This is a genomic window from Mesorhizobium sp. YR577 (assembly GCF_900116595.1).
In the GTDB taxonomy this organism is placed as follows: domain Bacteria; phylum Pseudomonadota; class Alphaproteobacteria; order Rhizobiales; family Rhizobiaceae; genus Mesorhizobium_M.
Window position 1 is genome coordinate 1 of sequence record NZ_FPBI01000027.1, and the last position, 21051, is coordinate 21051.

The 21051-nt window shown below is 58.9% G+C and carries 23 protein-coding genes; 15 read left to right on the forward strand and 8 right to left on the reverse strand.

What is annotated here, in order from left to right; genetic code table 11:
- Positions 1-84: 84 nt before the first annotated feature.
- Both BM413_RS27260 and BM413_RS27265 read left to right on the forward strand, forming a co-directional pair.
- Entirely contained in the window at positions 85-831 is a 747-nt protein-coding gene (locus BM413_RS27260; protein WP_175544464.1) for a universal stress protein, read from the forward strand.
- A 173-nt stretch (positions 832-1004) separates the two neighbouring features.
- Positions 1005-1394 carry a phasin family protein gene (locus tag BM413_RS27265; protein WP_210188987.1) on the forward strand — a complete coding sequence of 130 codons (390 nt, stop codon included), beginning with the start codon at positions 1005-1007 and terminating at the stop codon, positions 1392-1394.
- Positions 1395-1623: 229 nt separating this feature from the next.
- On the opposite strand, the gene BM413_RS27270 is transcribed toward BM413_RS27265, so the two are convergent.
- The 5 genes from BM413_RS27270 to BM413_RS27285 form a co-directional block, all read right to left on the reverse strand.
- Positions 1624-2460, reverse strand: a complete 837-nt coding sequence (locus BM413_RS27270; RefSeq protein ID WP_091918011.1) for a universal stress protein — start codon at positions 2458-2460, stop codon at positions 1624-1626.
- Positions 2461-2600: 140 nt separating this feature from the next.
- A complete protein-coding gene (locus BM413_RS27275; protein WP_244538046.1) occupies positions 2601-3470 on the reverse strand; it encodes a universal stress protein in 870 nt (289 codons plus the stop codon).
- On the reverse strand, positions 3467-3820 hold the full coding sequence (locus BM413_RS27280) for a c-type cytochrome (protein WP_091918012.1): 354 nt from the start codon (positions 3818-3820) through the stop codon (positions 3467-3469). Before BM413_RS27280 ends, BM413_RS27275 begins: the two co-directional genes overlap by 4 nt.
- A gap of 69 nt (positions 3821-3889) precedes the next feature.
- The gene (locus tag BM413_RS32785) at positions 3890-4072 is read right to left on the reverse strand and encodes a hypothetical protein (RefSeq protein WP_139238671.1); all 183 of its coding nucleotides are present in this window, start codon (positions 4070-4072) and stop codon (positions 3890-3892) included.
- Between the two features lie 75 nt (positions 4073-4147).
- Positions 4148-4345, reverse strand: coding sequence for a hypothetical protein (locus tag BM413_RS27285; RefSeq protein WP_091918013.1), 198 nt, complete (start codon positions 4343-4345; stop codon positions 4148-4150).
- Between the two features lie 324 nt (positions 4346-4669).
- Here BM413_RS27285 and BM413_RS27290 point away from each other — a divergent pair, with 324 nt between their 5' ends.
- Positions 4670-5398, forward strand: a complete 729-nt coding sequence (locus BM413_RS27290; RefSeq protein WP_091918014.1) for a Crp/Fnr family transcriptional regulator — start codon at positions 4670-4672, stop codon at positions 5396-5398.
- Between the two features lie 5 nt (positions 5399-5403).
- On the opposite strand, the gene BM413_RS27295 is transcribed toward BM413_RS27290, so the two are convergent.
- Complete coding sequence (locus BM413_RS27295; protein WP_348272941.1) at positions 5404-5904, reverse strand: hemerythrin domain-containing protein; 501 nt, start codon at positions 5902-5904, stop codon at positions 5404-5406.
- A 161-nt stretch (positions 5905-6065) separates the two neighbouring features.
- Between BM413_RS27295 and ccoN the strand changes: the two genes are divergently transcribed.
- The 8 genes from ccoN (at position 6066) to ccoS (ending at position 14048) form a co-directional block, all read left to right on the forward strand.
- Positions 6066-7682, forward strand: coding sequence for a cytochrome-c oxidase, cbb3-type subunit I (ccoN, locus tag BM413_RS27300; protein WP_091918015.1), 1617 nt, complete (start codon positions 6066-6068; stop codon positions 7680-7682).
- 9 nt (positions 7683-7691) lie between these two features.
- Positions 7692-8423 carry a cytochrome-c oxidase, cbb3-type subunit II gene (gene ccoO / locus BM413_RS27305; protein ID WP_091918016.1) on the forward strand — a complete coding sequence of 244 codons (732 nt, stop codon included), beginning with the start codon at positions 7692-7694 and terminating at the stop codon, positions 8421-8423.
- A gap of 11 nt (positions 8424-8434) precedes the next feature.
- Positions 8435-8587, forward strand: a complete 153-nt coding sequence (locus BM413_RS27310; protein WP_091918017.1) for a cbb3-type cytochrome c oxidase subunit 3 — start codon at positions 8435-8437, stop codon at positions 8585-8587.
- Between the two features lie 2 nt (positions 8588-8589).
- Positions 8590-9453, forward strand: coding sequence for a cytochrome-c oxidase, cbb3-type subunit III (gene ccoP / locus BM413_RS27315; protein ID WP_091918018.1), 864 nt, complete (start codon positions 8590-8592; stop codon positions 9451-9453).
- A 122-nt stretch (positions 9454-9575) separates the two neighbouring features.
- Positions 9576-11135 carry a cytochrome c oxidase accessory protein CcoG gene (gene ccoG, locus BM413_RS27320; RefSeq protein WP_091918064.1) on the forward strand — a complete coding sequence of 520 codons (1560 nt, stop codon included), beginning with the start codon at positions 9576-9578 and terminating at the stop codon, positions 11133-11135.
- Positions 11132-11629, forward strand: a complete 498-nt coding sequence (locus tag BM413_RS27325; RefSeq protein WP_091918019.1) for a FixH family protein — start codon at positions 11132-11134, stop codon at positions 11627-11629. Before ccoG ends, BM413_RS27325 begins: the two co-directional genes overlap by 4 nt.
- A complete protein-coding gene (locus tag BM413_RS27330; RefSeq protein WP_091918020.1) occupies positions 11626-13908 on the forward strand; it encodes a cation-translocating P-type ATPase in 2283 nt (760 codons plus the stop codon). Before BM413_RS27325 ends, BM413_RS27330 begins: the two co-directional genes overlap by 4 nt.
- Entirely contained in the window at positions 13905-14048 is a 144-nt protein-coding gene (ccoS, locus tag BM413_RS27335; protein WP_091918021.1) for a cbb3-type cytochrome oxidase assembly protein CcoS, read from the forward strand. Before BM413_RS27330 ends, ccoS begins: the two co-directional genes overlap by 4 nt.
- A gap of 84 nt (positions 14049-14132) precedes the next feature.
- Here the strand turns inward: ccoS and BM413_RS27340 are convergent, their stop codons facing one another.
- Together BM413_RS27340 and BM413_RS27345 are read right to left on the reverse strand one after the other, a co-directional pair.
- Positions 14133-14384 (reverse strand): DUF6894 family protein, encoded by a 252-nt coding sequence (locus BM413_RS27340; RefSeq protein ID WP_091918022.1) that lies wholly within the window; start codon positions 14382-14384, stop codon positions 14133-14135.
- A 273-nt stretch (positions 14385-14657) separates the two neighbouring features.
- Entirely contained in the window at positions 14658-14993 is a 336-nt protein-coding gene (locus BM413_RS27345; protein ID WP_091918023.1) for an ArsR/SmtB family transcription factor, read from the reverse strand.
- Positions 14994-15212: 219 nt separating this feature from the next.
- Between BM413_RS27345 and BM413_RS27350 the strand changes: the two genes are divergently transcribed.
- The 4 genes from BM413_RS27350 (at position 15213) to BM413_RS27365 (ending at position 21025) form a co-directional block, all read left to right on the forward strand.
- The gene (locus BM413_RS27350) at positions 15213-16511 is read left to right on the forward strand and encodes an NAD(P)/FAD-dependent oxidoreductase (protein ID WP_091918024.1); all 1299 of its coding nucleotides are present in this window, start codon (positions 15213-15215) and stop codon (positions 16509-16511) included.
- 146 nt (positions 16512-16657) lie between these two features.
- Positions 16658-16858, forward strand: a complete 201-nt coding sequence (locus tag BM413_RS27355; protein ID WP_091918065.1) for a YgaP family membrane protein — start codon at positions 16658-16660, stop codon at positions 16856-16858.
- Positions 16859-16868: 10 nt separating this feature from the next.
- Positions 16869-17831, forward strand: a complete 963-nt coding sequence (locus tag BM413_RS27360) for an efflux RND transporter periplasmic adaptor subunit (RefSeq protein WP_091918025.1) — start codon at positions 16869-16871, stop codon at positions 17829-17831.
- The gene (locus tag BM413_RS27365; RefSeq protein WP_091918026.1) at positions 17828-21025 is read left to right on the forward strand and encodes an efflux RND transporter permease subunit; all 3198 of its coding nucleotides are present in this window, start codon (positions 17828-17830) and stop codon (positions 21023-21025) included. The genes BM413_RS27360 and BM413_RS27365 overlap by 4 nt, the downstream gene beginning before the upstream one ends.
- Positions 21026-21051: the final 26 nt, after the last annotated feature.

Here is a 21051-nt window from a genome sequence, read left to right on the forward strand (position 1 = left end):
ACAACCGACCCATCCAAGCCTCCAATCCGTTGATCGGAAATCCTGAATCTGATTTGCTACGCCAAATCAACGCGATAAATGGGTTTGAACCCTAGTGTCCTGGTGGTCGCCTTGGTCCCGCCAGTTCCAATCGGCGGCTATGCAGCAGTACTGTCAGCGCCATGGCTCCAGGAACGGCAGCATGACATCGCGGCGCTCAAAGCGAGGGTCAAGACGGTGAATGTGCGGACATCCGGCGCATCGTTATCGAGCGATGTGGACAGTGAATATTCGGAGATGGCCTGGGTCGATGAGGTGATCGGAGAGCGCGCGCGTTATGCAGACCTGACGATAATCGGCCCGGCGCTCCTGAACGATGGTGAACTTAAGAAGCGTGCCATAGACGGCGCACTTTTCGAGTCAGGCAAGCCGCTGCTGCTCCTTCCCGCGGAAGCAAAGCCGACATTGCGGCCGAAGACCATTCTGCTCGCCTGGGATTCCGGCTTTGAAGCCATGCGCGCTGCCCGCGAGGCGCTGGAATTGATGGTGGCAGCGGATAGTGTCCACATCACACTGATCGATCCGGAGGCAACGCTGGGGCGCAATGGTCCGGAGCCGGGTGCTGACATAGCAACCTATCTGGTGCGCCATGGCATCAAGGTAACGGTCGATCGGCTTCCCAGCGCCGGCGCACAAGTCGCGGACGTCTTGCGCCAACATGCCAACGATATCTCCGCGGATATGATTGTGATGGGTGCTTATGGCCATTCGCGCATGAGAGAGAGGATTTTCGGTGGCGTCACGAGATCGCTGATCGACGAGCCCAGCCTGCCCGTGCTTCTCGCGCATTAGATTGATGCCACGCATCGCTGCGAATTGCTCCCCTATCGCCTGCACCAGGTCTGCCCGCGCGGAATGATGTGTTGATCCAGATCAAGGAACCCATGCTCATCGCCCCATACGGTTTTTGGAGGTTAGGGGTTTTACGATCCGATTTGCAATTCTGCGAAGAAAGGAATCACTTCATGCCGAACCAGACCGCAACGCCTCTCAATAACTTGCTCGGGCCCGCCGCGCCGTCGATCGCGACAAGCCAGAAAGCGCTTCTCGCAATGGGTCGCCTTCATGCGCAGAACGTGAAGACGATGTTACACTTTCAATCCGAAGGCCTTGCTTTCCTTAAGCATCGCTATGAGGAGGAGATGAAACTGGTCGACGACCTGATGACAACGGATGGATTGATCGATGCGTTCGTTGTTTACGCCGGGTTCTTCCAGAATGCGGTAGCGGAATACTCCAGGGAGGCCGCCAAGCTGAACACGATCGGATCGCGCGCAGCATCCGAGACCGCAAAGCGGGTTCGCAGAGAAGCCGAGATCGTCACCGAAGACATGGCGGCAAGAACGGCGGCTTGACTGGCAGCAAACCGATACGTCAGGATTTCTCTACAAAGTGCGAACCTCGCCAACAATGTCAACTATCGCAGACATGCCATAGAATTTCCGCGGAAGTTTCGTCGCATCAGCTTTTTTCGATAGTTGAACATCGAGGGCGAGTTCGCCGGTCCGGTTGCCAACGCCGATTCCTAAGCTTCCGACCAGCCCCTTCTTGCTGCAGAACTGGCCTTCAAACGCTTTCTGAATCTCAATGCGACAGAAGCACGGGCAACCGGAGATCATTGAGGATGCCCTCAGTGGCCCCGCCGAGAACGAAATCGCGGATACGAGAATGGCCATAGCCACCCATGACGAGAAGGGCGGCTCCCGATTCGATCGCGTGATCCTGCAAGGTCACGCCAATCGGGCAATCTGCTGTTCGAATTGCCACCGCCTCCGCCGGCAATCCGCGCTTCCGCAGACCTTCAGCCAGTCGTTCTCCCATTTCTCCTTCATCGAGTGGCTTTTCGTCTACCACTGTCAGAACTGAAATCCTGGTGGCGCGTTCAAGCAGCAGGCGAGAGTCTGCGACAGCGCGGGCGGCAACCCGGCTACCGTCCCATGCAATTGCGATGTGGTCGAGAGCGCCTATCGTTGAAAGTTCCGGAAGCAGGATCGTCGGGCGACCTGACCCGAAGATGACCGCTTCAGCCGTCATTTGCGATGTCGCATTGTTCGCTTCCCAACCGACAAGCGCGAAGTCGAAGTAGCGCGCTTGCTTTGCCGCGACGTCTCCGAGCAATGCGGGGGCTGCGACAAGCGTTTTTGTCGTCACATCCATGTCGAACTGCTTGGCCTGTTTGGCTACGGCCGTGAGCATTTCCATTCCGCGCTTTCCGCTCTTGATTTCCGCTTGGCGAATAAGCTCCGGGGTGTTTAGGAGAAAGCGTGACAGCGCATTCGAAACGGGTGGAATGTCGACATTGACTGCCAGCGCATGCAAGTCGGCGTCAAGTTTGGCAGCCATTGCGACAGCGTTTATCGTAACGGCGTCGGTGACCGCCTCGGGATAGGTGACAAAGGGAACAAGCGCCTGGCGTCTCATGTTGGTTTCCTTTCATTAGAATCCGCGCTGTTCGTCGATGAGAAGCGCTTGAAGCACTCGATCATACATTGCCTTTCTGCGCCTTGATTTGCCTCAAAGTTGATCAGCTCCCAACGTGACGATTACAAAGGTAATTGCCGCTAGTGCGCCAGGAGCAGGGGTACGGGGCTTGCATCGAGCAGGGAACGTGTAACGCCGCCAAGGATGGCCTCACGGAATCGCGAATGAACGAAAGCGCCCATCACAATCATTTGAATGTCTTCTTCCGCTACAAACAGGCGGATGCATGTGGCAACATCTCCGCCTGCGCCGGCGAGCGTGGCAAGTTTACAGTCCTTCACACCATGCCTTACCAGATAGGCGGCAAGTTCAGCTCCCGGCGCCATGCGTGAGAGGTCCTTTTCGCCGGTGATCGTGACAAGGACAACGAGCTCGGAGGTTGCAAGAAATGGCAACCCCTCTTTGACCGCGCGCGCTGCCCGCGCGCTTCCGTCCCATGCTACTGCGATACGGTGTGGCACGGCGGTTCCACCATTTCGTGGAACCACGACCACCGCCCGACCGCTGTCAAACAACGTATCTTCGATCAAAGCGTGGCCTTCTAGGTCTGTGTCGAGAGCTGCATCCAGAATCGCGAGGTCGTGGGTTCTCGCTAGATGAACAAATCGCTCGCCGCGCGGTTCGAAGGGTGAGTTGGCTTGTTCCGTGATAAGGTCAATTCGCTCCCCCGATACAAGTTCGCTTGCGGCAAGTGTGGTGGCAGACGTTGCGCGCCGGCATTTTTCTATCTCGTGCTCAGCCCAGGCCGAAGGCGCTACAGTGGCGCCTAGCCATGCAATTGAACGTGGGGCAAACACGTAAAGCGTCAAGCTCGCACCGCAATTGGCCGCGAGGTCGATGGCGTATTTCAGCGCCGGCGTTTCCGTGAAATCGGCCCTAGCTGTAACGCCCACCAGAACGGATCGCACGTAGCCGGCCTCCAGGACTATCTTGTTGGCCTTTTTGCTCATGGTTTCTGCAAGCTCCCGATATAATCGAGGATAGCCGAGATCTGGTCTGGAGTTGCGGTGAATTCGGGCATATCCGGATGTCCGGTCGAGATACCCTCTGCCAGCGCTTCTTCCAGTGAATCGAGCGGGTAACGTTGCGAAAGGGTGCGAAAGGGTGGTGCGTCAGGATGCGTGCTTTTGCCGGTTCTTCCGATCGCATGGCAGCGGGCGCAATTGTCCTCCACCAGTGCCTTGCCACGGTTTGTCAGGTTGGCGGCTGTCGCTGGGGCGAAGGCGATAGCCCACGCCGCCGCAACGCAAACAATCCACAGCGGTTGGGGGTATAGAGGCTTCAGGGCGCTGGCGGTCATCAGGGAAATATACGCCTCTGCCCGCCATCGGCTTTGATCCTTGTCAATTCCAGGCCGAGGTGAAGATCTTCATTCGTCAGGGCCGGAAAGAAGGAATTCTCTTCGATCGGCATTCCAGACCGCATTGAAGGTTGCTTCTGGATTTTGTTTCCAGATTTCAACGGCTTTCCGGTCTATTCTCACCTTTCGCCCGTCAACCATGACGTACCGTGCCACTTTGGTGTTCCCCACATCGTCGTGTGTGACTTTCATTGCTCCCTCACTTATCGATAGCTGGCAGCTTTGCGCCCTCCCGATTGCAAAGGACAGGCATTTCACTGATTGCGGTCAATCTATTGCCTTCTGGCGAGACAAGGCTTCCGTAAGCGAGATCGCGGAACCGCTTGATGACTTGGCATGCGCGCAACTTTTCGAGAAATTGCTTATCGCTGCGATCAGATCGCCGTCACTGCCGAAATATCGTCTGATTTCCGCATCCGACATTCCCAGGTCATCGAGTACCTTGATCACGATCTGCAAATCCAACTGGAGCGAAGTTCCTCTTGGTTCTCGTTCATTCTTGCGATGGTTTCTTTTAACCACAGCGTCACTCCCAAGGTTCCAGAACTCCGATCTCCCGACCTTTCACTCAAAAACAAATCAAGTTGGGGAGTCCCGTTGCACAAGCAATTGCCCACCGGCTCCTAAAAAAAGCGCTCTGAACGCTGCCCACATTGATCTTGGTCAAACAGTTTTCTGAAAACTGAGCGTCGCGATGAATAAACACACGGCGCGAGACAAACTGACGCGAGATTTGCTTCTCGTGATCAGGTAAAACCAAGGGATTGCAAGGATCGCTCGGTGTTCGCCATGAACTTGCGGCAAGATATTCACAATTCGGATATTCCAGCACTCTGCCAGGCTTGCGAAGCCCGCCATCGAGGCGTGTGCGGCGCATTGGATACCGACCAATTGACTTTGCTCGCCAAGTCATCGTCGAGACACCAGGTCGATGCCGGAAAGGAGCTCATCGGCGATGCGGAAGCGATCAGCGGCTATTCCAACATTCTTTCGGGCGTGGTGAAGCTCACCAAGACGCTCTCCGACGGTCGCCAGCAGATTGTCGGGTTGCAGTTCGCCCCTGATTTCCTTGGGCGTCCGTTCAAAACGGAGAGTGCGATCAATGCCGAGGCAGCGACCGGGGTGACGCTTTGTTCCTTTCCCAAGACGGCCATCGAACGGATGATGAAGGACTCCGCCGGTCTCGAAAGTCGGCTTCTGCGCCAGACGCTGAAGGAACTCGATGAGGCTAGGGACTGGATGGTTATGCTCGGACGCAAGACTGCTTCGGAAAAGGTGGCGAGCTTTCTTGTGATGATCGCCAGATTCATCGATCCCGCCACAGATCCGAAAGCCGGTCCGGTAACTTTCGATCTACCGCTCACGCGAGCTGATATCGCGGATTTCCTCGGCCTCACAATCGAGACGGTCAGCCGCCAACTCACCAAGCTCCGGTCGGATGGTGTCATCCGCATAGAGAACCATCGACATGTCACAGTCGAGCGGTTCAGCCGGCTTGAGGCTCGTTCCGGTTCCTAGGAAATCTACAAGACGCTGATCGCTGGCAGGACATGCTCGCATTCGAACGCGACATGCCGCCTTATGGTTTCGAACAATCCGCGCAGCATAAAGCCCAGGGCTTCGGGATTTTCTATCGCTTCCCCATGGCCAATCGCCAGGAGGATTTCCGTTACATCATCTGCAAAGCATTCATCTTCCACATGTTCGGCGCGCAGGCGCTGTATCGTCTGGGCTTTACCAACCCTGCCAAGCGCTGTTTCGAAAGCCGGAAAGACAACGGTTTCCTCATAGCGGTGGACACTACGTAGAAGCGGTATCAGTGCATTTGCAACACTCAGGCATTGCAACCGGTCGATATGCCCCGGCAGTGAGTCGGCGATATCTTCCAGGCTCGTGCAAAGCCGCAGTTTTTCGAGATGTGCTCGCTTCATCATCGCGGCGGGAAGAAGTTCCATGGCATGCCGGGCATCGCCGTTCCACTGCATATCGAACGCATACGGCTGCACCGCTTTATGATCTGACATCCGGCAACCTCCGAACCTGTGCCGGAACGAGAATCTCCAAGGATAGATCGCAAGGCTTTGATCTGGATCAAGGCACAGCTGCGCGCATCGCGGAATTGATGATCGCGCGGGCCGCTTCGCAAGGACGATCGGCGCCGGGTCAGTGCAGACGGGGACAATCAATGAAGTACGGAGCGGAAATTGTGGGGCTGGGGTTTGCAACCTTCCTTGCCTTGCTTGCAGCCGCATTTGCGGCAGACGAACCGTTTGCAAAGCACATGTGGGTTCTCTTCTTCGTGCTGGGCGTTGCAACCATCGTGCTCATGCGCAACACAACTTTCACGCCAGCGCCGGTCCGGAGCGACCGCAGTTCAGCGTATATGGACGAGCCAATCCGCTACGGATCGATCGCAACCATGTTCTGGGCGGTTGTTGGGCTGTTGGTTGGTGTGGTGATCGCCCTTCAACTGGCTTACCCCGATCTCAATATCGAACCCTGGTTCAATTTTGGCAGGCTGCGGCCGCTGCACACCTCGGCCGTCGTCTTCGCCTTTGGTGGCAATGCACTCATCGCCACGTCTTTCTATGTCGTGCAGCGCACGTGCCATGCGCGGCTTTTCGGCGGCAATCTCGTATGGTTCGTCTTCTGGGGCTATCAGCTCTTTATCGTCATGGCCGCGACGGGATACCTGCTCGGCATCACCCAGAGCCGCGAATACGCGGAACCCGAATGGTACGTCGATCTATGGCTGACGGTCGTCTGGGTCGCCTATCTCATCGTATTCCTCGGCACGATCCTGAAGCGTAAAGAACCTCATATCTACGTCGCCAACTGGTTCTACCTGTCCTTCATCGTGACGATCGCGATGCTGCATGTGGTGAACAATCTGGCGATGCCGGTGTCCTTCCTCGGATCGAAAAGCTACTCGGTCTTCTCCGGCGTGCAGGATGCCCTGACGCAGTGGTGGTACGGCCACAATGCAGTCGGCTTCTTCCTGACTGCCGGCTTTCTGGGCATGATGTATTACTTCATCCCCAAGCAGGCCAATCGGCCGGTCTATTCCTACCGCCTGTCGATCATCCATTTTTGGGCGCTGATCTTCCTCTACATTTGGGCCGGTCCGCATCATCTTCACTACACCGCCTTGCCTGATTGGGCGCAGACGCTAGGCATGGTCTTTTCCATCATGCTGTGGATGCCTTCCTGGGGCGGGATGATCAACGGGCTGATGACACTGTCGGGGGCTTGGGACAAGCTGCGTACGGATCCCATCATTCGCATGATGGTCATGGCCGTCGCCTTCTACGGGATGTCGACCTTCGAAGGGCCGATGATGTCGATCAAGGCGGTCAATTCGCTATCGCACTACACCGACTGGACCATCGGGCACGTCCATTCCGGCGCGCTCGGCTGGGTTGGCATGATCTCCTTTGGCGCGCTCTACTTCATGGTGCCGCGATTGTGGAACCGCGAGCGGCTTTATTCCCTGCGTCTCGTCACCTGGCATTTCTGGCTCGCGACGCTCGGCATAGTCGTCTACGCAGCCGTGATGTGGGTATCCGGCATACAGCAGGGGCTGATGTGGCGTGAGTACGACGAGCAGGGCTTCCTGGTCTATTCCTTCGCAGAAACCGTCGCGGCCATGCACCCCTATTACGTCATGCGCGCCATCGGCGGCGCCCTCTATCTCGCCGGTGCGCTGATCATGGCCTGGAACGTCACCATGACCATCCTTGGCTACCAGCGCGAGGAGGAACCGATGTCGGGCTCCGTCCCCGTTCTCCAGCCTGCCGAATAGGAGACCCAAATGGCCTTGATGGATAAACACGCGATCATCGAGAAGAACGCCACACTTCTTCTCGTCGGGTCTTTTCTGGTGGTCACGATCGGCGGCATCGTCGAGATCGCTCCGTTATTCTACCTGCAGAACACGATCGAGAAAGTGGAGGGGATGCGTCCCTATTCGCCGCTCGAACTGGTCGGGCGCAATATCTATATCCGCGAAGGTTGCTACACCTGCCATAGCCAGATGATCCGGCCTTTCCGCGACGAGGTCGAACGCTACGGCCATTACAGCCTTGCTGCGGAGTCGATGTACGATCATCCGTTCCAGTGGGGGTCGAAGAGGACAGGCCCCGATCTCGCGCGCGTCGGTGACCGCTATTCGAACGAATGGCATGTGCAGCATCTGAGTGCGCCGCGCTCCGTGGTACCCGAGACGGTCATGCCGAGCTATGCCTTCCTCAAAAGCGAATTGCTGCCAGTCAAAGGGTTCTCGACTCAACTCGCGGCCAATGCCGATGTGGGCGTGCCGTATACGCCTGAGATGATCGCGAGTGCGGAGGCGGATCTTGCGGCGCAGGCAAATCCTAATGCCGATACGTCGGGTCTACTGGCGCGGTATCCGAAAGCGAAGATCGGCGACTTCGATGGCAATCCACAGGCATTGACTGAGATGGATGCGCTGGTCGCCTATCTGCAGATGCTGGGCACCTTGGTCGATTTCTCGACCTATGACGAAGCTGCCGGCTACCGGTAACGGGGGAAGACATGGAAACCTACACCGCCATGCGTCATTTCGCGGACAGTTGGGGATTGCTGTTCATGACCCTGTTCTTTGTCGGGGCCGTTATTTTCGCGCTTCGTCCTGGCAGCCGAAAACAAGCCGAAGAGGCCGCCAAGATTCCGCTTAAGGACGACTGACCATGAGTGAAAAACACATAGACCATGCGTCGGGAGTCGAGACAACCGGTCATGACTGGGATGGCATCAGGGAACTCAACAATCCGCTGCCGCGGTGGTGGGTATGGACGTTCTACGCGACGATCGTCTGGGCACTCGGCTATACGATCGCTTATCCCGCATGGCCGATGCTGCGTTCGGCCACGACCGGCCTGCTTGGCTATTCGAGCCGGGACGCACTGAAGAATGAGCTCACAGTCGCCGAGACGGCAAAGGCCCAGTATGTGACTGCAGTACAGTCCAAAACCGTAGCCGAAATAGCATCTGACGACGCCTTGCGGGAATTTGCCGTGGCCGCCGGCGGTGCTGCCTTCAAGGTCAATTGCGTGCAGTGTCACGGTTCTGGCGCACAAGGTTCACCCGGGTTTCCCAATCTCAACGACGATGAGTGGCTGTGGGGCGGAAGCGTCGACCAAGTCTATCAGACGATTACGCACGGCGTGCGTTTCTCGGCCGACCCCAATACGCGGTTTTCCGAGATGCCGGCATTTCGCGACATCCTCGACCGCGAACAGATCGCTCAGGTCAGCGCTTTTGTAGCGAGCCTGTCGGGGAAGGGTGAGGCTGCAGCTCTGGTAGAACCCGGCCGCAAGGTCTTTGCTGAAAACTGCGCCGCCTGCCATGGCGACAGCGCCAAGGGCAATCCCGAACTTGGTGCACCAGATCTGACGGACGCCATCTGGCTATACGGTTCGAGCCAAAGTGCGATTGCGGCTCAGGTAGGCTCCCCAAAGCATGGCGCGATGCCGGCCTGGGGTGCCCGTCTGGGGGATGCGAAGGTCAAGGAACTTGCCGTCTACATCCATTCGCTCGGTGGTGGGGAATAGAGCTGTCTTGCAGAGTTTGCGCCCGGTCATGACGGTTTCATTTTCGGTGGCTTGACCTGGATCAACGCGCCTTTTGCGGGCGTGGCGCATCGAGAACAGTGATGGCTACGCGGGAATTCAAAATGCTGGACAGGGTGGAACGGGAAAAGCTGCACGCAGAGGTGGTTGAAGCTGGCCAGGTCAGCCAGCCGCTTTATGCGCCGCGCAAGAAGATATTTCCCAAGCGCGCCTCGGGGCGGTTCCGCCGCTTCAAGTGGATCGTCATGGCGATCACGCTTGGCATATATTACCTGACCCCGTGGATTCGCTGGGATCGCGGTCCCTACGCGCCGGACCAGGCCGTGTTGGTCGATCTCGCCGGCCGGCGCTTCTATTTCTTCTTCATCGAGATATGGCCGCAGGAATTTTTCTTTGTCGCCGGCCTGCTGATGATGGCCGGCATCGGCCTGTTTCTTGTCACCTCGACGGTCGGGCGTGCCTGGTGCGGCTATACCTGTCCGCAGACCGTATGGGTGGACCTTTTCCTTGTTGTAGAGCGTGCGATCGAAGGCGACCGCAACGCGCGGATGAAGCTCGACGCCGGTCCCTGGAATGCACGCAAGCTGGTGCTCCGGATATCCAAGCATGCCATCTGGCTGGTCATAGCAGCGGCGACAGGCGGTGCATGGATCTTCTACTTTGCCGATGCGCCGACCCTGCTGTTCAGCGTGTCTGCCGGTACAGCCGCGCCTGTCGCCTATATCACCATCGCGATCCTGACCGCGACCACTTACGTCTTCGGCGGCCTCATGCGCGAGCAGGTCTGCACCTATATGTGCCCCTGGCCGCGTATTCAGGGGGCGATGCTCGATGAGAACTCGCTGACGGTCACCTATAATGACTGGCGCGGCGAGCCGCGTTCGCGTCATGCCAAGAAGATGGCGGCCGCAGGCCAAAGCGTTGGAGATTGCGTGGATTGCGATGCCTGCGTCACGGTCTGCCCGATGGGCATCGACATTCGCGACGGCCAGCAACTCGAATGCATCACCTGCGCGCTTTGCATCGACGCCTGCGACGGTGTCATGGAAAAGATCGGCAAGGAACGCGGTCTGATCTCCTATGCCACGCTTAGCGATTACAACGCCAATATGATGCTCGCCACTTCAGGCGGCAGCCAAACCATCAGCCCAGCACTGGTGCGAGGAACCGACGGCAGGCTCGTGGACAAAGTCGCGCATTTTCGCCTCGGCAACATCTTTCGCCTACGAACATTCATATACATGGGCGCGTGGTCGTTCGTCGGGATAGCATTGCTTTATGCCCTGCTTGTCAGGGATCGGCTTGAGGTGAACGTACTGCATGACCGCAATCCGCAGTTTGTCACATTGTCCGATGGTTCGATAAGAAATGGCTACACGGTCAAACTGCTGAATATGGTCCCGCGGCCGCGGACGGTTCTTCTGACCATCGATGGACTGCCGGGCGCGACCTTGTCAGTTGTCGGCATCGATCACCCGCAAGACGGACCGTTGGAGATATCCCTGGAGCCGGACAGGCTCAAGGCCATCAAGGTCTATGTCCGTCAGCCCCGCGATCTTGTTCAGGACGTAAGCCGGAATTTCCGCATTACCATTCAGGACGCGGCGGGCTCAGAGGCAGCAAACTATGTCGCCAGCTTCAACGCTCCGGAGTTGTCAAGATGAACGTGCCTATCCGCAAATCTTCAGAATTCACCGGCAGGCACATGCTCTATGTGATGCTAACCTTTTTCGGCACTGTCATCGCCGTGAATCTGACTATGGCGAGGTTTGCGCGAACCAGCTGGACCGGGCTCGTCGTCGAAAACACCTATGTCGCCAGCCAGGAATTCAATCGCAAGGCGGAGGAGGGCAGGGAACAGGCAGCCCTTGGCTGGACGGGAACACTCACGATTGCAGGCGGCGCTGTCCACTACAGCCTTTCCGATGCCTCCGGTGGGTTACTCGCTCTGCGCTCGGTTACGGCAACGTTCCGCCACCCTGCCTATGAACAGGAAGACCGGGTGATTTCGTTGGCGCGGATGGCGGACGGGACTTTCGGAAGCAAAAAGACCGTTGTTGACGGGGTCTGGATCGTCGAGATCGACGCCGATGTGGGCAGGCAAAAGCCTTATCGGCAGGTACGCCGCGTCGTCGTCGCGGATGGGGCGATCCGATGAGCTGTTGTGCCCCGGGAGCTGAACTGGCGCTCGACCTTGAGCCTTCACGCCGCGATCTGCCGTCGACGGACGAAATCAGGCTGGCAAGCCGCCAGCTCGGGAACGGCCTCGTTCAGGTCGAATTGTCAGTTCCCGGCGTGCACTGTGCCGCGTGCATTCACGCGATAGAATCCTCGTTGAAGAACCTCACGGGCGTGGCGAGCGCGCGGGTCAATCTTTCGACCAGGCGCCTGTCGGTGTGCTGGCGCGAGGGCGAGACACCGCCGGTCATGACCGTGCTGGATCAACTCGGCTACGAGGCGCATCTCTTCGATGTCGACAATGAACCGGGCAGGGACGAAACGCTTGCCGAACTCATCCGTGCCGTCGCGGTGGCAGGTTTCGCCGCCGGCAACATCATGCTGCTGTCCGTCTCGATCTGGTCGGGCGCGGAAGATGCCACGCGGGACCTGTTTCACTGGATTTCAGCCCTGATCGCCATCCCGGCACTGGCATTTGCCGGCCGCATCTATTTCCGCTCTGCGTGGAATGCGCTCAGCCATGGCCGCATGAACATGGACGTTCCGATCGCTCTGGGCGTCAGTCTTGCCTATGGCATGAGCCTCTACGAAACGATCAATCACGGCGAGCACGCTTATTTCGACGCTTCCGTGTCGTTGCTCTTCTTCTTGTTGATCGGCCGTACGCTCGATCATGTCATGCGCGAACGCGCCCGTGTTGCCGTCCGCGGCTTGAGGCGTCTTGCCGCGCGCGGCGCCACCGTGATCCGGCAGGACGGTTCTCGCGATTACATTCCGCTGGAGGAAATCGCAGCCGGCAGCACCCTGTTGCTTGCCGCCGGCGATCGCGTACCGGTCGACGCACGTGTCCGCGACGGAACCTCCGATGTCGATTGCTCGCTTGTCAGTGGCGAGAGCGAGCCGCAGCGGGTGGCCCCCGGCGGCATGTTGCGCGCCGGCACGATGAACCTGACCGGCGCTCTGACCATCGAAGCCGTGGCAGCTGCCAAGGATTCATTTTTGGCCGAGATGGTCAGGCTCATGGAAGCTGCCGAAGGTGGGCGGGCACGCTATCGCCGCATCGCGGACCGCGCCTCGGCGTTGTATTCCCCCGTCGTCCATCTTACTGCGCTCCTCACCTTCGCAGGCTGGATGGCCGCCACCGGCGATTGGCATCGCGCCATTACAATCGCGATCGCCGTGCTGATCATCACCTGTCCTTGCGCGTTGGGCCTTGCGGTGCCGATCGTGCAGGTGGTCGCGGCCCGGAGGCTGTTCGAGAACGGCATCATGGTCAAAGATGGTTCGGCCATGGAACGGCTGGCCGAGATCGACACGGTCGTCTTCGACAAGACAGGAACCCTGACGCTGGGCACGCCTCGGCTGACAAATGGCGATCTGATCGACCGCACGGCAATGGCGATTGCTGCGGATCTGGCCATGTATTCGCACCATCCGGTTGCGCGCGCCATCGCGCAGGCGGGTACTTCCGCCGACCCGTCGCCGTTCCGGTTCACCGACATCTGCGAAGTGCCTGGCTGCGGCCTGGAGGCAAAGGCAGACGGTTCGGTCTGGCGGCTCGGCAGGGAGGGTTGGGCTCTCCGCTCTCAGAATCATGACATATCGGCTCCAGGCACAATTTTGAGCCGAGATGGGGTCGCCGTGGCAAAGCTGATTTGCGAAGACCAGATACGTCCCGATGCCGCAAAGGCAATATCCGGCCTCGTTTCCGAAGGGCTTTCGATCGAAATGCTCTCCGGCGATCACCGCGAAGCTGCATGTGCGATAGCGGACAGGATCAGTATTGCCAATGTTCGCGCCGGTGTATTGCCAGGTGAAAAGTCCGCGCACATTGCGGAACTGGCCGCCACAGGCCGAAAGGTACTCATGGTCGGCGACGGGCTCAATGACGCGCCAGCGCTCGTGGCGGCGCACGTCTCGATGGCGCCGGCGACTGCTGCGGATGTTGGCCGCAACGCTGCCGATTTTGTATTCCTTCGCGACAGTCTCTCGGCGATCCCAATGGCGCTGTCCGTCTCCCGCAGGGCTCGCAGGCTCATTCTCCAGAACCTTGCCTTTGCAGTTGCCTACAATGCAGTTGCGGTTCCAATAGCCATTCTCGGATTTGTTACGCCGCTGATTGCTGCCATCGCCATGTCTCTGTCGTCTGTCATGGTCATAGCCAACGCCTTGCGGCTCGGAGGCGGAATGACTGTGCCGGCAAAGGACTATGGATCGGCGTCGGGCTCGCGAAGCTTTGGAACGAGGTCAGCCGCATGACCAATCTCATCGTCCTGATACCCGTAGCGCTGTTCCTTGGAGGCGTGGGGCTGGCGGCGTTTCTCTGGGCACTGCGCAGTGGCCAATATCAGGACATGGATGGAAGCGCTGAACGCATTTTGTTGGATGATTGCGACTGACCAGCGAGAGCCGGAGACGATCGCCAATAGTTGTGATTGATCTTCAGCGGTTGATGTTCCTATACCTCAACCCTGCACGAATGCTCACAATCTTCGAAAAGGCATCAACGGTGATTTGTTTCGCAGTATTAGCGTGACCGTCATTGCAACAGTTCCGAAAGCATCCCGGATTTCTACCGATAGCTCTTTCTGCAGAACTCCCGAAAACATATCGTCGGCCTTTTCCGCAAGCACGCTGGCAGCTTCGACGGCCGCAGCCTTCAGATCGACTAATTCCAAACCGATGCTATCAATTGCAAGGCTTCCATCGCTACGAACATCAAAAAAGTATCGCATGACATGCCGGCTTCCAAAATTGCGGAGGGGACATGCGGCTACAGCACACCCCGTCCTGATCTGTGGCAGCTTGAGCTTCTACAACGGACGGCGCCGGTTAATATTGACCAGGATCAAGCTTGCTGAAGTGATCGCTTTGGTGCGGCACCGGACAACCGTGCAGAATATCCGACGTGTCGATGAAGTCATGCGGCAGGGCATGTGATTGTATGTTGTGCCGCCCGTCCGTTGCTCCAGCAGATCAGTAATCTCGCATGATCGTACCGTGCGAAGCTACAGGGGCCTGCTCTTTGCCGTCCTGGTTTGCGGGTCGCAATAGATACCGTAGAGTGTTTGCAGGATGCGCTCGACCTCGACCGAAGCAAGCCGATAATAAACCTGCTGGGCATCGCGGCGGGTGTCGACCAGTTTCAGGGCTCGCAGCTTTGCCAGTTGCTGCGAAAGCGCAGACTGGTTCATCGAGACCAGTTCGGCCAATTCGTTCACGCTCGCCTCACCATCCAACAGGTGGCACAGGATCATCAGGCGCTTCTCGTTGGCCATTGCCGCGAGCAGCTCGGACGCCTCCCGAGCCATTTTGTCCAAGTCTGTAATTTTTATATTGCGCATATGAACACATTATCATATTAAGAGTTACAAATAATAATAGTTCGATGCTGTTTCCTGTCAAGCCGACACGTCGATACCGCATCGTCGATTAAGCCGGCATGCCTGATTTGACCCGCATCAAGTCACAACTCGCCGCAATAGTGCAGAATGTCTGATATCGCCCGCTGAGGCGGGGCCGCATCGCGCTGCAAGGCAACGATGCGAAGGAGGAGACAAGGTATGGCGCATGTTGTCGTCTTGGGTGCCGGACTGGGAGGCACCATCGCGGCCTATGAACTTCGCGATGAACTGGCGAAGGAACACAAGGTTTCGGTCATCAACAATGGCAGTCATTATTCATTCGTGCCGTCCAATCCCTGGATTGCCGTCGGCTGGCGCGACAGGGACGCAATCGAAGTCGACTTGGCTCCAGTCCTGTCGCGTCGGAATATCGGATTTCATCCGCAAGGGGCTAGGCGCATTCATCCGGGCGATCGGTCCGTTGAACTCAATGATGGGAGTATAGTTCCCTACGACTATCTGGTTATCGCCACAGGCCCTGAACTCGCCTTCGATGAGATCGAAGGTCTCGGGCCGGAGCACAACACGCAGTCCGTCTGCCACATCGATCATGCTCTCAAGGCAAAGGCCGCCTTCGATGCGCTCGTCGCCAGCCCGGGTCCCGTCGTCATCGGCGCGGCCCAGGGTGCCTCCTGCTTCGGACCGGCCTACGAATTCGCCTTCATCCTCGACAAGGCGCTGCGCGACGCAAGAGTGCGCGATCGCGTGCCGATGACGTTCGTCACTGCCGAGCCCTATATCGGCCATCTCGGCCTCGACGGTGTCGGCGACACGAAGGGTCTGCTCGAGAGCGAGATGCGCCAGCATCACATCAAGTGGATCTGCAATGCCAAAATCGACAAAGTCGAACCTGGCAAGATGTCCATCTCGGAGATTGCCGACGACGGGTCGGTCAGGCAGACGCATGAACTGCCATATATCTATGCAATGATGCTGCCGGCATTCCGGGGCGTGGCTGCAGTGCACGGCACCGAGGGCCTCACCAATCCTCGCGGCTTCGTCGTCGTCGACAAGCACCAGCGCAACCCGGCTTTCCCTGAAATATTCGCGGTCGGCGTTTGCGTTGCCATCCCGCCCATCGGCAAGACGCCTGTCCCGGTCGGCGTGCCGAAGACCGGCTTCATGATCGAATCCATGGTCACGGCGACGGTCCGCAATATCGGGCGGTTGGTGAACGGGATGGAACCTGACGCCCAGGGAACATGGAACGCAGTCTGCCTCGCCGATTTCGGCGACTCCGGGATCGCATTCGTAGCGCAACCGCAAATCCCGCCTCGGAACGTTAACTGGTCGTCCTCCGGCAAATGGGTGCATACGGCCAAAGTCGGCTTCGAGAAGTATTTCCTGCACAAGATCAGGACCGGCAAGTCCGAACCCTTCTACGAGCACCTTGCGCTCCAGATGCTGGGCATCGACAAGCTCAAGCAGATCAAGGTCGAAGCGCCCGTGGATTCCTGACCAGGTCAAGCTGGAGATACTGGCGGCTGTCGTTGCTGGCAGGCGTAGCGATGGCGCTCAGCCGCGGCGATAAAGTCGGTTCCGCCCTTGTGGTAGGAAATAAAATTAATATATTTATATATTATCATATACAAGTGGAGATGAAGATGTCACTCGATCGTTCCGTCCTCGCATTTGCGGGCACAATGGTGCTGCTGTCGGTTGCTCTTACAGTCTGGGTTTCGCCCTTGTTCGTCTGGTTCACGGTCTTCATCGGGCTGAACCTGGTGCAGTCGGCGTTCACCGGCTTCTGCCCGGCAGCCGTCATTTTCAAAAAGCTCGGCGTCAAGCCGGGATGCGCCTTCTAGGAGCCCCAAAATGCGCAGGTCCCTCTTGCTCGGCGCGCTGCTCGTCAGCGCGCCGGTCCTCGCCGATACGCTTACGCTCGCCCCGACGACAGTGATCGAATGGAAGGCGGTCTATGGCCGTGTAGAGGCGCGCAATACCATTCCTGCGCGCGCTCGCATTGGCGGCATCATCATCGATCTGGCGGTTACCGAGGGAGAACAGGTCAAGGCAGGGCAGAAGATCGCCACCGTCCAGGACGACAAGATCGCCTTCCAGGTCGCAGCACTGGGCGCTCAACTTCGCGCCCTGCAGGCGCAGCTTACGACTGCCCAGTCTGAACTGGCCCGCGGTCAGACGCTAGTGGACAGGGGAGTCATGACCTTGCAGCGCCTCGATCAACTCCGCACGGAAGTCGACGTCGCGCGCAACCAGCTTGCCGCGACGGAGGCGCAGCGTTCCGTAATCGTGCAGCAGGGTGCCGAAGGCGATGTCTTTGCGCCGGGCGACGGTCGCGTGCTGACCGTGCCGGTCACGCGCGGCGCGGTGATCATGGCTGGTGAAGAAGTGGCGACCATCGGCGGCGGTGGCGTGTTCCTGCGGCTGGCCATTCCGGAGCGTTATGCAGCAACGCTGAAGCAGGGTGCGACCATCCGCATCAATGCCAGTGGTGAGGAGGCCGCAGGCCATCTCGCCAAGATCTATCCGCAGATCAACAACGGTCGGGTCATCGCCGACGTTGAGGTCGACAATCTCGATACCGATTTCATCGACGCCCGGGTGCTGGTGGAGCTGCCAGTCGCCGAGCGTTCGGCCCTTCTGGTGCCGTCTGAGGCGATCGAGACGCGCTCTGGGATCGATTTCGTGCGCGTCTCTGCTTCCGGCAGCGAGGCCGAGAGGGCTGTGGTCATCGGGGGGCGGATAACGCGCGCCGACGGCGACTATGTCGAGATACTGACCGGCCTTGCGTCCGGCGATGTCGTGGTCACGCCATGAAAGGTCCCGTAGCGCTCGGTATTGCCGGGGGACTGACGCGGGCGTTCATCGCATCGCCTCTGACGCCGCTGTTCCTGATTGCCGCCTTTGCGTTCGGGCTGGTCGCGCTGCTCACGCTGCCGCGCGAGGAGGAACCGCAGATTTCGGTGCCGATGGTCGACATCTTTGTGCGCGCCGACGGTCTGAAGGCCGACGATGCCGTCAAGTTGATGACCGAGCCGCTGGAAACGATCGTCAAGGGCATAGACGGCGTCGAGCACGTCTATTCGCAAAGCCGCGACGATCAGGTGATGGTCACCGCGCGCTTTGTCGTTGGCACGTCGTCGGACGCAGCGGTGCTGCGCGTCCACGATAAGATCCGCGCCAATATGGACCGCATTCCCGTCGGCGTGCCCGAACCGCTCATCGTCGGTCGCGGCATCGACGATGTCGCCATCGTCACGCTGACGCTGTCGCCGAAGCCGGAAATCGCCAGGCGCGTGACAGCGAATGATCTCACCCGCATCGCGCGCGAACTGCGCACGGAAATCGCCAAGATTGAAAATGTCGGGCTGACCTATCTGGTCGGCGACACCGGGGAGATAATCCGCGTCGCGCCGAACCCGGAAAAGCTTGCGCTCTACGGCGTGACCCTGCAGCAGCTCGCAGCCAAGGTCACGGGAGCGAACAAGGCCTTTCCGTCCGGACGCCTGCGCGATCAAGGCGAGCAGATCGAGATCGTAGCCGGCGAGACGCTCGCCTCGCCGGACCAGATCGGCAATCTGCTGCTGACCTCGCGCGACAACCGTCCTGTCTACGTCCGCGACGTTGCCGACGTCGCCTTTGCGACCGACTCCGGCGACGTGCTGGTCTCGACCCTGACAAAAGACACAACCGGGGTGACGCGCGTGCCATCGGTGACCGTCGCCATTGCCAAGCGGGCAGGCGCCAATGCGGTGTCGGTCGCCGAGGCGATCCTGCATAGGGTAGATATGTTGAAGGGCGGCCTGATTCCCGCCGACTTCTCGGTCGAGATCACGCGGGATTATGGCGAGACCGCCAATGAGAAAGCAAACGAGCTGCTCTATCATCTTGGTCTGGCGACCATCTCGATCATAGCCTTGGTCTGGATCGCGATCGGCCGGCGAGAGGCGATGGTGGTGGCGATCGTCATCCCCGTCACAATCCTGCTCACCCTGTTTGCCTCGCGCGTCATGGGCTACACGCTGAACCGCGTTTCGCTGTTCGCGCTGATCTTTTCTATTGGTATCCTTGTCGATGACGCCATCGTGGTCATCGAGAACATCTCCCGCCACTGGGCGATGGGCGATGGACGAGGCCGCCGGCAGGCAGCGATCGAGGCGGTGGCCGAAGTCGGCAACCCGACCATCGTCGCCACCTTGACTGTGGTTGCGGCGCTGTTGCCGATGCTGTTCGTCTCAGGAATGATGGGCCCCTATATGAGCCCGATCCCGGCCAATGCCTCGGCGGCGATGATTTTCTCCTTTTTTGTCGCTGTGATGGTGACGCCGTGGCTGATGCTGAAATTTGCCGGCCAGGCGCCGGTGCATGTTTCTTCGGACCATGCCGGAGGCGGTTTGCTTGGCCGAATTTACACCGCTGTCGCTCGACCGATCCTGGTTTCAAAGAAGACGAGCTGGGTTTTCCTGCTTGCCGTTGGCGTGCTGACACTTGGTTCACTCGCGCTGTTCTATACCAAGGATGTCACCGTCAAACTGCTGCCCTTCGACAACAAGTCCGAACTCGCCGTGACAATTGACTTGCCAGAAGGATCGTCCGTCGAGGCGACCGATGCGGTGGCGCAAGCCGTTACCGATAAGGTTCTCGAATTGAGCGAGGTCCGTTCGGTCCAGACGCATGCCGCAACCGCGGCGCCTTTCAACTTCAACGGCCTTGTCCGGCACGCCTTCCTGCGCAATGAGCCTCAGCAGGGCGATGTCGCGATTAATCTTTTCCCGAAATCGGAACGCAGCCGCTCGAGCCACGATATCGCGCTGGATATTCGCCGCCGCATTGCGTCGATTGCCGTTCCTGCCGGCACCAGCCTCAAGGTCGTAGAGCCCCCTCCGGGGCCGCCGGTGATGGCGACATTGCTGACAGAGATCTACGGACCCGACGGTGAGACGCGCCGCAAGGTGGCGGCCAGGGTTGAGGCGGCGTTCCGCTCGGTGCCGTTCATCGTCGATGTCGACAATTCCTGGGGACAACCGGCACGCCGGCTGCGTGCCACGATCTCCACCGACGATGCCGAGTTCTTCCATGTCGAGGAAAGCGACGTGTTCGACACCATCGCCATACTCAACGGCGGCCAGACCGTCGGCTATTCACATCGCGGCGGTGGCCGTCAGCCGATTCCGATCCGCATCGAGCGGCCCAAGAGCGAGCGCATGCTTGACGAGCGCTTCCTGACCACGCCCATCCCGGCAAATGTTCTGCCCGGCGACCGCGGCGTGGTCGAACTGGGCGATGTCATCCGGGTTGCCTCGGAGCGCGCTTCCTTTCCGGTGTTCAGGCACAACGGTCGCGCTGCTGAAATGGTGACGGCCGAGCTTGCCGGCAGCTTCGAGGCGCCGCTCTACGGCATGCTAGCTGTCGGCGAGGCGATCGATGCGCAGGCCTGGACGGACCTGCCCAAGCCCACAGTATCCCTGCATGGCCAGCCGGAGGATGAAAGCAAGCCCACGCTGCTATGGGACGGCGAATGGGAAGTCACATGGGTGACCTTCCGCGACATGGGGGCTGCCTTCGGTGTCGCACTGCTCGGTATCTACATCCTTGTTGTCGCCCAGTTCGGCTCGTTCAAGGTACCGCTGGTGATCCTGACGCCGATCCCATTGACCTTCATCGGCATCCTCGGCGGGCATTGGCTGTTCGGCGCGCCGTTCACCGCCACCTCGATGATCGGCTTTATCGCGCTCGCCGGCATCATCGTGCGCAATTCGATCCTGCTGGTCGACTTCATCCGCCACGCCTCGTCCCCTGAAAGGCCGCTGAGCGAGGTTCTGATCGAGGCCGGCGCAATACGGTTCAAGCCGATCTTGCTGACGGCTCTTGCCGCGATGATCGGCGCGGCGGTGATCCTGACCGATCCGATCTTTCAGGGGCTGGCGATTTCGCTTCTATTCGGCCTCGCTTCATCAACCTTGCTGACCGTGCTGGTAATCCCGGCGATCTATCGGGTTTTGAGGACGTGATTACGATGGATCGCGCGCCGCAGCCA

Excerpts from the sequence above, each read along its gene's own strand:
- BM413_RS27265 (WP_210188987.1), top strand. The coding sequence starts at position 1,005 with ATGCCGAACCAGACCGCAACGCCTCTCAATAACTTGCTCGGGCCCGCC.
- BM413_RS27270 (WP_091918011.1), bottom strand. The coding sequence starts at position 2,460 with ATGAGACGCCAGGCGCTTGTTCCCTTTGTCACCTATCCCGAGGCGGTC.
- BM413_RS27275 (WP_244538046.1), bottom strand. The coding sequence starts at position 3,470 with ATGAGCAAAAAGGCCAACAAGATAGTCCTGGAGGCCGGCTACGTGCGA.
- BM413_RS27280 (WP_091918012.1), bottom strand. The coding sequence starts at position 3,820 with ATGACCGCCAGCGCCCTGAAGCCTCTATACCCCCAACCGCTGTGGATT.
- BM413_RS32785 (WP_139238671.1), bottom strand. The coding sequence starts at position 4,072 with ATGAAAGTCACACACGACGATGTGGGGAACACCAAAGTGGCACGGTAC.
- BM413_RS27290 (WP_091918014.1), top strand. The coding sequence starts at position 4,670 with ATGAACTTGCGGCAAGATATTCACAATTCGGATATTCCAGCACTCTGC.
- BM413_RS27295 (WP_348272941.1), bottom strand. The coding sequence starts at position 5,904 with ATGTCAGATCATAAAGCGGTGCAGCCGTATGCGTTCGATATGCAGTGG.
- ccoN (WP_091918015.1), top strand. The coding sequence starts at position 6,066 with ATGAAGTACGGAGCGGAAATTGTGGGGCTGGGGTTTGCAACCTTCCTT.
- ccoO (WP_091918016.1), top strand. The coding sequence starts at position 7,692 with ATGGCCTTGATGGATAAACACGCGATCATCGAGAAGAACGCCACACTT.
- BM413_RS27310 (WP_091918017.1), top strand. The coding sequence starts at position 8,435 with ATGGAAACCTACACCGCCATGCGTCATTTCGCGGACAGTTGGGGATTG.
- ccoP (WP_091918018.1), top strand. The coding sequence starts at position 8,590 with ATGAGTGAAAAACACATAGACCATGCGTCGGGAGTCGAGACAACCGGT.
- ccoG (WP_091918064.1), top strand. The coding sequence starts at position 9,576 with ATGCTGGACAGGGTGGAACGGGAAAAGCTGCACGCAGAGGTGGTTGAA.
- BM413_RS27325 (WP_091918019.1), top strand. The coding sequence starts at position 11,132 with ATGAACGTGCCTATCCGCAAATCTTCAGAATTCACCGGCAGGCACATG.
- BM413_RS27330 (WP_091918020.1), top strand. The coding sequence starts at position 11,626 with ATGAGCTGTTGTGCCCCGGGAGCTGAACTGGCGCTCGACCTTGAGCCT.
- ccoS (WP_091918021.1), top strand. The coding sequence starts at position 13,905 with ATGACCAATCTCATCGTCCTGATACCCGTAGCGCTGTTCCTTGGAGGC.
- BM413_RS27340 (WP_091918022.1), bottom strand. The coding sequence starts at position 14,384 with ATGCGATACTTTTTTGATGTTCGTAGCGATGGAAGCCTTGCAATTGAT.
- BM413_RS27345 (WP_091918023.1), bottom strand. The coding sequence starts at position 14,993 with ATGCGCAATATAAAAATTACAGACTTGGACAAAATGGCTCGGGAGGCG.
- BM413_RS27350 (WP_091918024.1), top strand. The coding sequence starts at position 15,213 with ATGGCGCATGTTGTCGTCTTGGGTGCCGGACTGGGAGGCACCATCGCG.
- BM413_RS27355 (WP_091918065.1), top strand. The coding sequence starts at position 16,658 with ATGTCACTCGATCGTTCCGTCCTCGCATTTGCGGGCACAATGGTGCTG.
- BM413_RS27360 (WP_091918025.1), top strand. The coding sequence starts at position 16,869 with ATGCGCAGGTCCCTCTTGCTCGGCGCGCTGCTCGTCAGCGCGCCGGTC.
- BM413_RS27365 (WP_091918026.1), top strand. The coding sequence starts at position 17,828 with ATGAAAGGTCCCGTAGCGCTCGGTATTGCCGGGGGACTGACGCGGGCG.